The sequence below is a fragment of the Thermogemmata fonticola genome, from assembly GCF_013694095.1.
GTDB classification, from domain to species: Bacteria; Planctomycetota; Planctomycetia; order Gemmatales; family Gemmataceae; genus Thermogemmata; species Thermogemmata fonticola.
The window spans coordinates 900574-916348 of sequence record NZ_JACEFB010000001.1 but is presented as its reverse complement, the minus strand read 5'-3'; the positions used below and the strand labels follow the sequence as shown (position 1 = coordinate 916348).

The window sequence follows — 15775 nt, the reverse complement described above, 5'->3', positions numbered from 1 at the left end:
ACCTGTCTAAAGAAAAGGCATGTTACGGGATTTCGCCCGCGAGATGTGGCAGCGGGCTGGATCGAGGAGGAGCGTTACTCCCAATCTGCGGAGCTGACGAGTCCCTCCGCTGGAATGGCCAACGTTGAGGCTGTTTACGCGTTATTTCTGATTGCCAGAGACAACACCGAGTGGCATACTGGAAGGATGAAATTACGCACGGGCAGAACCGCCTCGGCCCCGGTGTATGGATTTATCTTCTCCGCGGAGAGCCGGGCAGGCTAGAGGCGGGGGGGAAGGTGATTCTAAAGGGGACAGCACCACCCAGGAGAGAAGACGCCATGATGCAGGACCGAACCCCAACACGGCGTACCGTTCGGCTGGAAGTGGAACAATTGGAGAGTCGGACGGTTTTGACGAGTTTCACAGGGACTTTGGGTTGGAGTATCGCTGCCGCGGATGTGGTGCCGGACAGTTTCGGCGTCGAATACATTACCGGGAATGGTCCGGGCGCTCCGGGTTTGGTCCAGGTGTGGGACAGTACTAAGGGCAACCTTATCTCCGCCTTCTATCCCTTTGGCCGGAACTACCGTGGCGGGGTCTATGTCGCCACTGGCAATATCGATGGAGATCCAGCGCAGATCAAGGAATTGATCGTTTCAACTGCGGGAAACACCGTTGGTCGGGTCAAGGTATATAGTTATGGTAGTGGTGGCTTGCAACAATTGGCGGTGCTGGCACCGTTTGGCCCCACGTACACAGGCGGGGTGCAAATTGCTTCGGCTAACGTTACGGGAGGACCGGAAGCGGAATTGATCGTGGGGCGGGAACGGGGACGCTCCACAGTTCAAGTCTATGCATTTGATCCGATCGTGACTGCCTTTAATCTCGTTCGGCAGTTCAATGCTTACGGTGCGTTGAATACCGGTGTGACACTGGCCGCTGCCAATATCCACACCACGAAGAACTCGCCTACTGATCCTTACGATTACAACTATGCGGAGGTCATTACGGGCCGTTCGGTGGGCTTGCCACAAATCCGCGTTTTCGACGTTCAGACGCCGGCGGTACGCATGTTGGCCAGTTACATGGCTTTTGATCCGAACAATCCCGCGAATCTTCAAGGAATCCATCTCGCGGCTGGGAGTACCGATGCTCAACGGGGTGCGGAAATTTACGTCGCCTTGCGAAACTCCGGCACCATCCGCGTCTTTCGGGGACAAACGGGTACTCTCATCGGCCAGATTCGGTCCGTTTATCCTTACACTGTTTTCCCGCCCGGTTATACCCGCGCTGTCAATTTTGCCATCGCCACGACGGATGACGACTTCAACGACATTTACAACACAGCCGACCTGGTGGTCGTCGCGGCGGATAGCCGGCTCAATCAATTCCCTATCGCTTTCTTTGGTCAGAAAGGCTCACCCGCTGGCTTCAACGGTTCCCGCCGCTTGCCGTAAAGGGGTGTTACTTCACTCCACCATTTGTTCATGTGTTACTCCACACTCCCATGTGCTCAACGGATGGGCTTGGCCCGTTCTGTTTGACTGGGTGGAAACGAATGCCCGTCGGAGTGCTCTCCCGGAGTCGCTCATACGGAGCGCTGTTTGAGCAACGGTCGGCCCAGGACCGGGTCGCGTTCCGTGAAAGGGCCATCAGTACTGTCTGTGGTCAGGCAGCGGATGTACATTTCCAGCTTGGCGTCCAAATCGTCGGCATGATGCAAAATCAGCACTTCGGGAATACAGGGAAGTCGGGTGGATCCCCATTCCGGCAGTCGCAGGTGGGCGAGCACGATATGCAACAACAGCTCGAGCATCTCGGCGGAAAGGTCCGTGACTTCTGCCGCAGCGGAACGAATCATGTCATGGGCCAGTATCAGGTGTCCGAATAATTCGCCGGCGATGCTTACGCGTGGAGGCAAGCCTCCGCTCAGGTCCAGTTCACGGACCCGGCCGATGTCATGAAGCACAGCCGCAGCGGCGATGAGGTCCCGATTGATCGGCGGTTGCAATTCGGGATAAAGCTGGATGTAGCGATCCGCGAGCCAAACGCTATGCCGGGCTACGGTCAGGGTATGTTCGAGCCAGCCGCCCGCGAAGGGATAATATCGGCGGTCCGAGGCCGGCAGCGGCTTCAACTCCGCTTCATATTTGTGCAATAACCGCAAAACCAATACCCGCAGGGGGGCTGTCTGGATTTCCTGTTCCACCCACTGCACGAGTTGCTGGTACATCTGCTCGGGATCGTGCCGGGAAGTCTGAATGAAATCCCGTTCCTGGAAACCGTCCTCCCGGTCCCGTTCCTCCACGGGGCGGATGGCTTCCACTTCGAGTTGTGGCCCGTAACGCTCATGTTCTACGAACGTACCGCGGAGCTTGAAAAACTGCCCCACCTGCCATTGCAACTGACAAGCCTCGAACAGCTCACTGTCTTGCCAGATCATGACGACAACTGTCCGGCGGGCATCACGAAAGCGGAGTTGGTAATACGGCTTGCCGCTTTGGGTCAGACCGCGCCGCTTCTCCACAAGTTGGGCAAAACAGTCGGCAAACTGTCCCGGTTGAATCTCGGCGAGTTTGAGCAAGGGCGGGCGGCGAGACTTGGACATCGTTCGACTCCAGGGCTGGACGATTCGTGGAGGAAACTTATGGGGATGGCTCCTTCACCCTAAAAAAGGTCCATTCGTCGTGCCACTGTGTTGGCCGCTTCGGCTCGACGGGTTTCCTCCCTGTCCCTTGCAGCAGGGGGAGTGGTTCCACGATGCCCGGCAGGCGGGGAAGGTGGCCATCTCATTATCTCTCGTTTTCACATTTCTCCAAGCAGAAAGTGTTCAGGGGGGACGACGGCAGTGGGAAATACCCGGAGCATCCGGTTGGGATACCAGGCGGCGAGTCGGGTTTTCTCGCTACCAACAAGGGTTCAGGTTTTCTCGATGCGGAGCAGGACAGTCGGATTGACAGCCTCGAAGCGCAAGGACTCCAATTGTTCCACACCGCGGGCCAGATTCATCAAGACCACTTCGACCCGTCCGCCGAGGCGCTTGAGGACCTGATAGGTTGCCGAAATCATTTCCAGGGTGCCTACGTTGGTAACGAGTCGGCCTCCGGGTCGTAGGGCGGCATAGCAAGCTTCCAGCAAGCGAGCGACTTCCCCTCCATTACCTCCGACGAAGATGGCATCGGGCGGCGGCAGCTTGGCAAACACCTCAGGAGCTGTGCCGAAAACGGGACGGACATTCGTCACGCCGAACGTCTCTGCATTGGCGACGATCAAGTGGTAATCTGCGGCATCCTGCTCGATGGCGTAACTAGGACCAGGAAAGACTAGCCCGGCGGCCTCGATGGCCACACTGCCGCTGCCTGCCCCCACATCCCAGAACACATCCCCGGAATGCAAGTCGAGTTGAGACAAAGCCACGGCGCGCACTTCCGCTTGAGTGATCAGACCACTCTTGGGAAGAGTTTGGGCAAACACGTCATCCGGATTGCCGAAACGACGGAGGCGGACTCCCTTGCGCGGCTTGTCAGGCCGGCCAGGGTGTCGCTTGAGAATCATGATGTTGAGTGGATGGAAAGAGAGATCGCGAATTTCCGCCAGCTCGCCATGCGTGATCCGTTCATCCTTGCCGCCGAGATTTTCGCAGACCCAAACGGTGAAATAGTCGATACCGCGAGCTAGCAATTCCCGAGCAATGCGGCTGGGAGAAATCTCCTCGCTGGTGAACAGACCCACTGTCTCTGCCGTGCGAATCTTGTCGATGATCTCCTCCAAGGGGCGGGTCGATACGTCGGTCAGATAAGCTTCCTCCCAGGATTGCTTGATGCGGGCGAAAGCCAGTTGCATGGAGGAAACATGCGGGATCACCTCAAAAGTGTCTGGGCCGAGTTTCTCGCAAAAATAGCGAGCGGTGCCATAGAAAAGCGGATCGCCGTGGGCCACGATGGCCATGTTTCGGCGGCCCAAGAAGCTGCGCATCCTCTCGACTACTCCCGGCAGATCGCTGCCAATGACTACCCGTTCCGCCTCCAGCTCTGGCAACAGACGCAATGCCCCCTCGGAACCGAAAACCACCTCCGCTTGTTGCAGCAGTTCTCGGCTCCGGGGGGAAATGCCCGCCAGGCCGTCCGGACCGATGCCGATGATGGGAATGCGTGTGACCATTGGTTTCCCACTCTCAGAAACGGCCACGTTGCCGCCTCCCGGAACCTGACTTGCCATACGTTGGCCCTCCACCCGCGCCGGATGTTAGCGGAACCTTTCGGGGTTGACCTCTGGTTGGCATAGACACGGTGATTCGCTTTGTCCCCCTCTCAAGGGTGAAGGGGAGGAGGTGGGGCAAGATTGATACAAAGGGGCATGGCGGAAAGAAAGCTGCTCGGCTACAATCGCATCAGAGCTATTCCAGGAAACGTCAGCGACATGAGGGGGTCGGTACTTATGTTTGCGCGAAATCCATTCTTCAAAATGTTTTGGACCGTTACGGCGATAGCCGGGGTTTTGATCATGGCTGCACCGGCGCGTGCCAGCCGGATCACGGCGGCGCAGGACAGCGGGGACAAAGCCCTCTTGGCGGAGCTACTCAAGCTCAATCAAGCCACCACCGACGAGCTGCAAAAGGTCAAATTACGTCAACTCCGCCAGGACAAAGCGAAGGCCAAAGCCCTGGTTGAGTTGGCCGTGAAAATCCTCGACTCCGAAAACGGTCGGAAACTGAACTATAACGCCATTGCCATCTTGGGTCGGACAGCCCACTCTCTCAAGAACCATGACGCCGCCGAACGGCTCTACGAACGCCAGCTCGAACTTGCTCAAAAGGTCAAGAAAAGTGCGGAAAGCATCATCGACGCCTATGAAAATCTCATCATCCTCTACTTCGACATGAAACGCTACGATCAGGTCATCGATACCTGCGAACGATTCCTGGATTTGAAAGGACCGGAAGAACTGGAGCGCGTCAAACCGTTCATCATCGAGCGGCTGGTTCAGGCCAAAGCCAAAAAGGGGGATTTCGACGAAGCCATGCGGATCACCCGCGGCCTGTTGGAACTGACCAACAATTCCTGGTATTTCCTCCGCCTCAAGGGTTGGGTGGAACGCGAGGCGGAGAAATACAAGGATGCCATCAAGACCTTCGAGCAGGTCCTCGACAAGCTTGATACGGACGAAGACCTCAAAGCTGAAATCAAGGATCGGGAAAAGGATCGGACCCGCTACATCCTCAGCGCCTTGTATCTCGATGCGGGAGATGTGGACTCGGCGACCAAGCAGTTGCAAATCCTCGTCAAAAAGAACCCCGACAATGCCACCTACAAAAATGATCTCGGCTATATCTGGGCGGATCACGACCGAAATTTAGACGAGGCCGAAAAACTCATCCGCGAAGCTCTGGAACTTGATCGCAAGGAGAAAGAGAAGCTCAAGGCCAAGGGAGAGATCGACGAAGTCCGCGAGAACGCCGCCTACCTCGACAGCATGGGTTGGGTCCTCTTCAAAAAGAAGAAGTACAAGGAAGCTTTGGAATATCTAAAGAAGGCAGTCGAGGACGAAGAGGAAGGGCAGCACCTGGAAATCTGGGATCACCTCGGGGATTGTTACATGGCCCTAGGAATGGTTCAGGAGGCCATCGCAGCGTGGGAAAAAGGGCTGAAAACCGAGGATATCAGCAAGCGAGATGGAGAGCGGCGGCGGAAGGTCAGCGAGAAGTTGAAGAAAGCACGAGAAGGCCAATCCAGTAGCGGCAGGAAAAAAGATTAGCCTGTCCTAAGGGGAATGCGGCGAGGTGGGATGTGGCCTTATGCAATGGCACGAGGTGGTGATCGGAGGCAAGCCCGCACTCTGCGCCGAACCATCTTTCTTCTCTGCATCTCCCGCCATTTTGTTTCTCCACGATGCCCGCGCCACTCCTCCGGATGCGATCTCTGGCTGGACGGAGATGCTGGCCCGGCGTCGCTGGCGTTGCCTGGCTCCCGCCTCAGGATGTTCTTGGTGGCTCCAGCATCCCATCCCGCTCTTCGACCCCACGATCAGCCCGGAAGAGCATCTCCTCAACACTGTCCTTCCCTGGATGCAAGAGAGATGGCAGGTCACTCCCCAACGGCTGGCCGTCGTGGGATTCGGCATGGGGGGGCAGGGAGCGATTCGGTTGGCACTCCGGCATCCCGCTGTCTTCCCCGTGGCGGCTAGCATTGACGGAGCGATGGACTTACAAGATGCCTGGGGATGGGGCACTCCTTTGGATGACATCTACCCCAGCCGGGAGGCAGCCCGCCGGGACTCCGCCTTGATGCACCTAAAAAGCACCGCTTGGCCTGAATTCCTCTTCCTGGCTTGTTCACCCGACAGTTATTGGCACCGCGGTAATGACCGGCTCCAAGAAAAACTGCTCGCTCATGGCGTTCCTCATCAGGCTCTCCTCGACCAGCAGCGATCTCCGGAAAGTTTCCTTCCTGATCTTTTCGCCTTCCTGGACCGCGCGTTCGCTCAACTGTCCCGCCGTTTAATCTGAAGGGGGTATTCCCCGTGAAAGCCATGGTAGTAACCGAAACGCTCGCTGAGGGTTGGTTACGATCTTCGTTTCCTGGCGCAGCAGCCTTGTTTTTGCGGGAAAACAAGAGTTTGGTGTCCGGCCAGGATACGCTCTTATAAAGTCAACTGTGTTAGTGGGTAGTTGGGAAGGTCTTTTCCAGGGGTGAACATATGGCCTTGTACATACCACTCATGCGTATGGGTGCTGGGGTGTTGCTGGTCGCGGGCCTGTTGCACATGGCCGCGGTGTTCTCCGCGCCGGCACTATTGGCTCAGGGGGGAGTGTTGCGTTGGGAAGGGAATTATCGCCTTTTGGAGGGTAAAATCCAAGGCAAACCTCTCGATGAGGCTGCCCGAAAGGCGGAATATCACATCGACGCCAAGTCTATCACTATCAAGGGCAAGGGAGCGGCATTTGTCATCCAATACCAACTCGACACGAGCATGGAGCCGATCGGCATCGACATGATCATCGTTCAAGGGCCGGAAGGGACCAAGGGCAGCAAGGCGGTCGGCATCGTGGCCTTCGACGGCAAACAGGTCAAGCTGGCCTATGCTATGAGCGACAAGCGGCCCGTGGATTTCAGTGGCAAGGAGGGCATGTACTTTCTGCTGGAAAAGCTCAAGTGACCGAGCGACCTGTCGAGGCACTATCGGGCTAGAGGTGTGATCTGATCTAGAAAGTCGAGCGACTCAATTGTGGAGAGGCCGGTAGTTCCGCGAGGTCGTCCCGTGGGGTCGACCAGTGCGCCTCACTGGCGAGGGGAATTGCAAGAGAATCCAAATCAAGCGCTTTTGCGGTTGGTGTGTAAGCATTGAGGCTTTTGCAAGCCGCGAACGACATCGACCGTGATGATGTGCTTGCCTTTGGTTTCCATGTCGGGCAGTTCGAACATCAAGTCCAGCATGATCTCCTCGACGATGGCGCGCAGTCCTCGGGCGCCGGTATCTCGTGCCTTGGCCAAGCGGGCGATCTCACGCAGGGCCGCCGGTTCAAATTCCACTTCCGCTCCTTCCATCTCGAAGAGTTTCTGATACTGGCGAACCAGGGCGTTTTTCGGCTCGGTCAGGATGCGGACCATCGCCTCTTCGTCAAGGGGGTCAAGCGGAGCGATGACCGGCAGCCGCCCGACAAACTCCGGAATCATGCCGTATTCGATCAGGTCATCCGCCGTGACTTGGTTGAGCAGTTCGCCCAAAGTGCGTTCCTGATGCAGATCGCCGACAGCTCCGAAGCCGATGGTCTTGCGACCGAGTCGGCGGCTGATAATCTCCTCGATCCCAACGAATGTACCCCCGCAGATGAAGAGAATGTTGGTGGTATCCACCTGGATGTATTGCTGCTCCGGATGTTTACGTCCGCCTTGAGGCGGGACATTGGAGATGGTGCCTTCCAGCATTTTCAGCAAGGCTTGTTGGACGCCTTCTCCGGAGACGTCGCGAGTGATGGAGACATTGTGGCTGGTTTTGGCGATCTTGTCGATTTCGTCGATGTAAACTATGCCTCGCTGGGCCGCTTCGATATCGAAGTCCGCAGCGTGCAGGAGTTTGAGAAGGAGATTTTCGACATCCTCCCCGACATAGCCGGCTTCGGTCAAGGTGGTGGCATCGCCGATGGCAAAGGGAACATCGAGGATGCGGGCCAAAGTGCGTGCCAAGAGAGTTTTGCCGCTGCCGGTCGGACCGATGAGCAGGATATTGCTCTTTTCAATTTCCACATCCCGGACATCCGTGCCGAGACTAAGCCGCTTGTAATGGTTGTGGACGGCAACCGCCAGGACTTTTTTGGCCCGCTGCTGGCCGATGACGTAGGCATCCAATTTCTCTTTGATGGCGCGCGGCGAGGGAATTTGGTGAATCGGCCCGCGGTTTCCCCCACGGCGCTTACGCTCCTGGTCGAGAATCGATTGGCACAATTCGATGCATTCGCCGCAGATGTACACTTCCCCTGGTCCTTCCACAAGCGGTCCCACGTCGCGGTGGGAGCGGCGGCAGAAGGAACAGAAGGCGTTACGGTTACGCCCCGTGGTACTGGGAGGGCGCCGTCCGCCGGTATCGGAACTGCGATCCGAAGGCATAGAACTCCTATCGTCACTCGGGTTTGGGGTCGATGCTCGGTCCAGCCGTAAGATCTCTAGGGCGCGTCACAGAGACCTCGATCCTCCCTCTGCCACATCTTACCGTTTTCGACCTGTCTTTGGGGAGATTTTCTGGAAAAAAGGTTCCTGCCGTTCCAAAGGCCTTCATTTCATGACGATTGTCCCTTTGGTGCCGTTGAGCAAAGGGACTGTCAGGGAGGGGCGGCGGAATTTGGGTCGTCAGTGGGCCGTTGGGGCGGCGTGGAGGATGGCGCTGCCGTTGGGGAGGAAACACCCGCATTCGGTAAGGATTGAAGCCCGGAATGGATGCGCCGGGACACTTTGGCCCGCAAGCGCTGATATTCCTCTTCGGTAATCTCGCCGTTTTCCAGCATCTGGCGATACTCCGTCAGTTCGTCAAAGGCGGCCTGTTGTTGTCCCAGGCGTTTACGCCAGCGGTCCACGAGCCAGATGATGAAAGCCCCGGCAAAGAGGGCCACGGCCAAAGCCACTGTCCCCCAGATCACCTCCGGTTGACGGAGCGGGTCCTTATCGGGCCGTCCCACTTGGGCCAGAAGCAATCCCCACCAACTCATGACGCACCCAGTTTGCTGAAAAAATGTCCGCCCTGTAACTGTTGGTTCCTTTGCCCCCAATCTAACCTTCTGAGAGGCATCTGGAAAGCCTACCTTATCTCTTTCCTCGGCAGGGTGAGTTGCGCTAGGCCGGAATCTCCAGCAGATTTGGAAGCGATTTGTGCTCCGAATCTTGCAGGTGCGTCGGCTGAGCTAAAAAGCCGGTACTCACGGAGGCGGGGGTAGATGGCGGAGGAAGAATTGTTGCAAACGGCGCCGGCCGTAGGGGCCGCCATCCGAATGCCCCATGCCGGGAATGACTAGCAACTCGAAATCCTTGTTGGCTTTGATCAGGGCGTCTACGACTCGATAGGTGTTCTCCGGGGGAACATTGGTATCCATCTCGCCAACGATCAACAGGAGCTTGCCCTGGAGCCGGTGAGCATTGTCCACATTAGAGCAAGCGGCATAGTGCGGGCCGACGGGATACCCCATCCATTGTTCGTTCCAACTGGCCTTGTCCAGGCGGTTATCATGGCAGCCGCAGGCAGCGACGGCAGCGGTGTAAAAGTCGCCATGAAAGAGCAGAGCGGCGAGGGCATTCTGTCCGCCAGCGGAAGTGCCATAGATGCCGACACCGCGGGAGATGTCGTACCAGGGGTATCGAGCGGCCACGGCCTTGTGCCAGAGGATACGATCGGGGAAGCCGGCATCCTTGAGGTTCTTCCAGCACACATCGTGGAACGCCTTGGAGCGGAAGGCAGTACCCATACCGTCGATCTGAACCACAACATAGCCGAGTTCGGTCAGGAAGCGGTAGCGGGAAACGGGGCTGAAGGCTTTGGGTACGAACGCCCCCTGCGGTCCGGCATAGATGGATTCGATCACCGGATACTTTTTGCGGGGGTCGAAGTTGCGGGGACGAGCGATGACGCCCCAGATGTCGGTCCGCCCGTCGCGTCCCTTGGCAGCAAACGGTTCTAGAGGTTGCCAGCCGTTCGCTTGCAATTCTGAGATGTCCGCCTCCTCCAACCGGCACACCAGGGTGCCATCGCTGCCACGGCGTAGCTCAGTGATGGGGGGGTGATCCACTCGGCTGTAAGTGTCGATCAGATAGCGGCGAGAGGGAGAGAATTGTACCGTGTGCGTACCGTTGCCATCAGTCAGAGGTGTCAAAGCACTGCCATCGAACTTGACGCGGTAGTAGTGGATGAAGTAGGGGTCTTGGTCCTGGCGGCGTCCGCTCGCGCGGAAGTAGATTTCCCGGCGCTCTTCGTCGATGAAGTCGATTCCGCGGACGACGTATTCGCCGTGAGTGATGGCGTTCTTTTCCTGGCCTGTGTCGGCGTCGATGAGATATAGATGCCGCCAGCCGCTTTTTTCGGAGGCGTAAATCAACTCATTGGTTTTGTTCAACCAGGTGATGAGCGGGACCCCCATGCTTTCGGTGTGGGCTGTCCAAAGGAAAGTTTGGCTGCGCTCGTCGATGAGGTGGCGGACAGCGCCTTGACGGACGTCGACTTCGACCAGTCGGAACCGCTGGTGTCCCCGGTCTACCTGTTGGTAAGTGAAGCGCTGGCCGTCACGGCCCCAGCGGAGGCGGGGGAAGCCGAAATCGATGGGGTCGGCGCGGACCGGAATCTCGCGGAGTTGGTCCACATCGAACAGGTGCAGTTCGTAACGCGGGTATTTATCGCCAGGAAGCATGTAGGGGCGGGTGTGCAGCCGGGCCCGTCCTCCTCCAGGAGGCGAGGATTCGATGAGGTAAACTTCCTTGCGGTCGCCCGGTTCGATGCGAAAGGCTACCAGACGGCGGCTGTCGGGCGACCACTGCAAGAGGCCGTAGGAATTGCCTTCCTTGCCGTCACGGGTAAGGACTATTTCCTTCCCCTGCGCATCTCGCAGGATGATGTTGGCATTACGGATGGCGGCTGTCCACTGGCCGTTCGGGGAACGCACGGGCCGCTCGTCGAGTCGCGGAGGTTGCTGGAGTGAGGACAAGACCTCTGGGACCGAACGCACACTGACGGCGAGTGGATCGAAGAACGGATTGTCAGGATCCGCTGGATCCAGCAAGGGATCGTCTGAAGCTGGCTGTTGCAAAATAATAGGACTTTCCGGTAAGGGACTCGCAGGAGTGGGACTTTCCGGGGCAGGGGAGCGGCGTGCTGGACCCAGATCTTGGCAGCGGTAATCTTTCAGATCGCAGGACCAGCGGCGGCCCAAAGCGGTGAAACGGAGCGTGCCCAAGTCCTCGCTGAATTCCAGGGTATCGATGGGCAAGCGATCGGCTGTCACGGTTTGCCGGGCGGCGCGACTCAGAGCTGCCGCCAGGCGCCCGTGGTCGAAGGCTGGCTGTTTCTCCCCCCGCTGGGCATCCACCAGCCAGTATTCCCTTTTACCCTGGGGTAGATCGTTGCGATACCAGAACTTGCTCTCATTGGCAAACCAATGCGGCTCCACGCGTGCCTTATAAACTCGTGGGATGCCTTGCTTCCCTTTTTGCATGCTTGTGACTGACGCAGGGAGGAGGCGATCCTCCTGTCCGCTTGCGAGTAAGCCCCAGAAACACCCCAGGGCTAGCAGCCACCCGCGCCAAGGATACACCATTGACATGAGTATCTCCCTCCCTACGGAATGCTGCCGCTGTTATAAAGACTAGCTAGGACACATCATATCGACCTCCCAGCGGAGAAGAAGTTGAGATTTCCGGGGCAGAGACTGAAGGAGAAAGGCACGAAAACGCTCTTGGTTCTGATTGCGACAGAGGGAGACGAGCAGAGAGGGACTTCATTCCATGCGAATGGCGTATGGTCTTACTCTGCCGGTTCGATGATAGCCCGCATGGAACTTTTGCAGCGAGGAATGCGTGGATCGGGACCGTAGGCGTGAATTTGATCTCGTTTCAATTCCGCTCGTTCTAGAGTGGTTGTACAGACGATGGCTCGCCCCCGGGTGTCCACTTCTTTGGCCAATTGGTACCCCTTTTCCAGGGGGTAGCCGAACAGGTCCTTCAACATGATGATGACGTATTCGTAGGTATGGTCATCGTCATTGAGCAAGATAACATGGTACGGCGGCTGGCGTCGTGTTTGTTGCTGGGTGTCCACATCGGTTTCCGGTAAGGTCACCGTACTCATAAGCTCCACACCTCCTGAAACGGATTTTCCGGGGAATGCTATCCGCTTCGCTGAGTTCAGGCAGTTCAAATATAGCTGGCACTCGGAGGTTCATAGTGGTCCGGCAGGCGCCCGAAGCAAACGATGGCAATGTCATCATTCTGGGGCCGGCCGGCAGAGTGGGTTTGGACGGCATCCACCAGTTGGCGGCCGCGGAATTGGGCGGTGAAGGTTTGCGGGCCATCGTCCACATCCGGGCGGAGAACATAATCAACACGCCCCATTCCGAAAAACTCTCCCTCTCGGTCCAAAGCATCGGTGACTCCGTCCGTGAAGAGGGTGATTGTATCCCCTGCGTCGAGGTGATAGGTCTCAGCGACGTAGAGGAAATCCGGAAGTACTCCGAGGGGTAAACCCTGGTTTTCCGGCTGGCCCAAGTCGCATAAGTCCCGCCGAGAGGCTTGCGACCACTTGGGACTGAGATGACCGGCATTCACCAGCGTCAACTGGTGCGTATTGGGGTCTAGAACGATGACCACCATAGTAATGAACCGATCCTGCAAACCAGCCTGAATGAGGTGATTGTTGAGTTTCGCGACAGCTTGGGCGACGTCGGTATGCGTCAACAGGTGGTAGCGAACTTCCGATGAGAGTTTGGCAACCAGGAGAGCCGCTGGCACACCTTTACCAGCCACATCACCGAGGACAATGGCCCACCGGCCGTCGGACAACGGGATGAAGTCATAGTAATCCCCGCCAATCATCCGGGCCGGGCTGTAGTAGGAGTAGAAGTCATATCCCGGAATGCTCGGCGGCTTATGGGGCAGCAGGCCCAATTGCACTTTTCGCGCCAGCTCAATTTCCCTCTCTTCTCGCTGGCGTTGGAGATTCTGTTCATAGAGATGGGCTTTTTGCACCGCGACACCCGCTAAATTGCCGACGATGGTGAGCAGGTGCAGATCATCCTGGGTGAACTTGCGCCCGCGATCCAACGTGTCTACCTGAATGGCACCGAGGGGTTGGCCATCCATTCCAATCATGGGGACGCACATAGCGGAACGGATGCGGAGTTCCGCGATACTGGCCGCGCTGCCCAGCGAGGTGTCTAAGGAGGCGTCCTCCGTAAGAAAAGATTGTCCCGTTTCGAAGGCCCTGCGGACAACCGTACGGCTGTAACGAGGAGTCTCATCTGTGGGCCGCCGGGATTTGACGACCTTGGGAATCAGGTGATTGTCTTCCTTGAGCAGAATGAAGCAGCGGTCGGCCTGGCGGAAGACCTGGAAGAGAACATCAGCGATCTGTGTCAGCAACGGTTCCAGTTCCAGGGTCAGGGAAAGGGAACGGCTGATGTCGAGCAAGGCGCGCAGGCGTTCGGAGGGGGCCACTTGCAGGAAGTCGCGGACGCTGTCCTGGTTGCCGCTGGCTTCTATCGTGCTGATTTCCTGGACCGCCTCTTCCCCAGCCTCGGTACCTTTGACCTTACGCATGTAGTCCGGCAAAGGACTGGGACGATCTTGTGTGTCCGCTTGGAAGACGAAAAGGTAATCGCAGATGCGGATGCGGTCATCCGGCTGGAGAGGAGTGCGCTCCGTGATCTGCCGACTATTGACGAAAGTGTGATTGCGGCTTTTCAGGTCTTCGATGTAAAAGACGCCGTTCTCTTGGGTAATCCGGGCGTGTTCCCGGCTGACAGAAGCATGGGGAATAACGATTTGGCAACGGTCGGCATCACGGCCGATCGTTTGCGGCTCACCAGTCAATAGGATGTGGCGGTGCGGTGCGGGACCATCCGGTGCTTTGAGCAGGACAAGCTTGGGCATGGTGGCGAATCCCACGGAATCGGTCAATCCGGTCACACGCCCCACAACACCGGCGTGACCTCCCTTTTTGGATGTTATAGCCTCAGCAACGGCTTCGCAAGTTGTTGCTGCGGGCAATGGAGGCAGAAGCAGAACCGGATACCCCGGACCAACTCGCCAAAATCAGTAGAAGCAGGAGTGAGAAAATGTACTATGTAAGCAGAGACCCAAAGAAGTTGGTGCGGCAGGCGAATGCCTCCAGTAGCAGAGCTTTTTCTTCCCCGTGCAGCGAATCATTGGGTGAAACTCCGGGGTGAGAAGCAGGGTATAGTGCAGTAGATGAGGCCGACGTGAGTAACGAAGGCGGCTTGGTTCGTCGCTGTCTCCACGGTGATACGGCGGCTTATCGCGAGCTAATAGAGCGGTACCACACGCTCGTGTACCGTCTCTGTTGCCGCCTGTTGCGTTGTCGGCATGACGCAGAGGATGTGACCCAAGAGGTTTTTGTCCGGGTCTTCCGCAGTCTGCGGAGCTGGGATCAGCAGCGGCCCCTGCAGCCTTGGATCATCGGCATTGCGATCAACCGTTGCCGCACATGGCTCAGGCGCCGCTCGCTTCGGCCCCATCCCGTGGAGTATTTGGCGGACCGGGCTGACCCGCGGAAACAGGATCAGACCGCCGAGTTGCGGGCGGCCATCCTGCAGGCTTTGGAACGACTGCGTCCCGAGCATCGCACAGTGTTCGTCTTGTTTCATGAGCAGCGGTGTTCATACGAGGAGATCGCCGCGGCTTTGGCCCGCCCTGTCGGTACGATCAAAACCTGGCTACATCGCGCCCGCTTGGAAATCCTGGATCAGTTACGGGCTGGGGGCTGGGTGGAGGGGGCGGGTCCGCCTCTTCCGCCGGAGGGTTTGGCATGATCAGCCAATGGGAAGACCGAGAGCCTCTGCCGGAAAGCGGTCCCTGTGAAGCCGTGATCGCTCTATTGCAAGAGTGCCTGGATGGTGAATTCCCTTGGGAAAGAGCCGAAGTGCTCAGCCTGCCGCATCGACAATGCTGCTCCCATTGCCGGGAACGTTGGCTGGCGGGCCGTTTACTTCTGACGGCGCTGCACCATCCTCTGACAGACTTTGTCTCCCAAACCGATTCACCTGCTGCCGCGCAGATTGTTCTCAGGGCACGCGCAGTCCCCCACTACCGCCGCCGATTCCGCCGCTGGCTGGCCGCTACCGCCGCCGCTCTGGCCGCCGCCGTACTCCTGAGCATCGGGATGAGGATGCAGTTGAACAATTCCACACATTCCTCGCCCTCACCTTGGGCTAAGACTTCGGTATCAGCGTCGGAGGAAAATACCCACGTTGAACCTGCCAAGCCGACCTTGCGTGTCCATGAGACTTTGTCCCAGGCGGCTGGCACAGTCCTGGAGAGCATCACGGATTGGGCAGAACCAACCTGGCCCCGCTGGCCTGATCCCCTCCCGGCCACCCCGCCTTCCGAACCGCCGCCGTGGGGAGGCTTGTTGCTAACTTCCGTGCGCACCGGCTTGGAACCGGTCAAGGATACCACCCAAAAAGCCGTCGATTGCTTCCTCCGGGACTTGGCTGCTTGGCAACCACCTTCCCCGAAATCCTGAAGGGGAATGGCTGGGGGAGGGATTCCCGCGCAACCACACTCCTTCCCCACATTTTGCCATGGAA

13 protein-coding genes are annotated in these 15775 nt (G+C 57.8%); 6 read left to right on the top strand and 7 right to left on the bottom strand.

Annotation, left to right across the window (positions count from 1 at the left end):
- Positions 1-320 precede the first annotated feature (320 nt).
- Positions 321-1439 (top strand): hypothetical protein, encoded by a 1119-nt coding sequence (locus H0921_RS03300; RefSeq protein WP_194536568.1) that lies wholly within the window; start codon positions 321-323, stop codon positions 1437-1439.
- Positions 1440-1570: 131 nt separating this feature from the next.
- Here the strand turns inward: H0921_RS03300 and H0921_RS03295 are convergent, their stop codons facing one another.
- The gene (locus H0921_RS03295) at positions 1571-2590 is read right to left on the bottom strand and encodes a 3'-5' exoribonuclease YhaM family protein (protein WP_194536567.1); all 1020 of its coding nucleotides are present in this window, start codon (positions 2588-2590) and stop codon (positions 1571-1573) included.
- Between the two features lie 311 nt (positions 2591-2901).
- A complete protein-coding gene (gene cbiE, locus H0921_RS03290) occupies positions 2902-4200 on the bottom strand; it encodes a precorrin-6y C5,15-methyltransferase (decarboxylating) subunit CbiE (protein WP_228498913.1) in 1299 nt (432 codons plus the stop codon).
- 285 nt (positions 4201-4485) lie between these two features.
- Here cbiE and H0921_RS03285 point away from each other — a divergent pair, with 285 nt between their 5' ends.
- The 3 genes from H0921_RS03285 (at position 4486) to H0921_RS03275 (ending at position 7137) form a co-directional block, all read left to right on the top strand.
- The gene (locus H0921_RS03285) at positions 4486-5736 is read left to right on the top strand and encodes a tetratricopeptide repeat protein (protein ID WP_194536566.1); all 1251 of its coding nucleotides are present in this window, start codon (positions 4486-4488) and stop codon (positions 5734-5736) included.
- 40 nt (positions 5737-5776) lie between these two features.
- Complete coding sequence (locus H0921_RS03280; protein ID WP_194536565.1) at positions 5777-6487, top strand: alpha/beta hydrolase-fold protein; 711 nt, start codon at positions 5777-5779, stop codon at positions 6485-6487.
- Positions 6488-6678: 191 nt separating this feature from the next.
- Positions 6679-7137, top strand: coding sequence for a TIGR03067 domain-containing protein (locus H0921_RS03275; protein ID WP_194536564.1), 459 nt, complete (start codon positions 6679-6681; stop codon positions 7135-7137).
- A gap of 155 nt (positions 7138-7292) precedes the next feature.
- Here H0921_RS03275 and clpX read toward each other — a convergent pair whose 3' ends face one another.
- From clpX to H0921_RS03250, 5 genes are all read right to left on the bottom strand, one after another.
- Complete coding sequence (clpX, locus tag H0921_RS03270) at positions 7293-8585, bottom strand: ATP-dependent Clp protease ATP-binding subunit ClpX (protein WP_194536563.1); 1293 nt, start codon at positions 8583-8585, stop codon at positions 7293-7295.
- Between the two features lie 212 nt (positions 8586-8797).
- Positions 8798-9181 (bottom strand): SHOCT domain-containing protein, encoded by a 384-nt coding sequence (locus H0921_RS03265; RefSeq protein WP_194536562.1) that lies wholly within the window; start codon positions 9179-9181, stop codon positions 8798-8800.
- Positions 9182-9388: 207 nt separating this feature from the next.
- Positions 9389-11776 (bottom strand): S9 family peptidase, encoded by a 2388-nt coding sequence (locus H0921_RS03260; protein ID WP_194536561.1) that lies wholly within the window; start codon positions 11774-11776, stop codon positions 9389-9391.
- Positions 11777-11976: 200 nt separating this feature from the next.
- Positions 11977-12300, bottom strand: coding sequence for an ATP-dependent Clp protease adaptor ClpS (locus H0921_RS03255; protein WP_194536560.1), 324 nt, complete (start codon positions 12298-12300; stop codon positions 11977-11979).
- Positions 12301-12365: 65 nt separating this feature from the next.
- Positions 12366-14099, bottom strand: coding sequence for a SpoIIE family protein phosphatase (locus tag H0921_RS03250; protein ID WP_194536559.1), 1734 nt, complete (start codon positions 14097-14099; stop codon positions 12366-12368).
- 329 nt (positions 14100-14428) lie between these two features.
- Here H0921_RS03250 and H0921_RS03245 point away from each other — a divergent pair, with 329 nt between their 5' ends.
- Positions 14429-14998 carry an RNA polymerase sigma factor gene (locus H0921_RS03245; protein ID WP_194536558.1) on the top strand — a complete coding sequence of 190 codons (570 nt, stop codon included), beginning with the start codon at positions 14429-14431 and terminating at the stop codon, positions 14996-14998.
- Positions 14995-15711 (top strand): hypothetical protein, encoded by a 717-nt coding sequence (locus H0921_RS03240; protein ID WP_194536557.1) that lies wholly within the window; start codon positions 14995-14997, stop codon positions 15709-15711. The genes H0921_RS03245 and H0921_RS03240 overlap by 4 nt, the downstream gene beginning before the upstream one ends.
- Positions 15712-15775 lie beyond the last annotated feature (64 nt).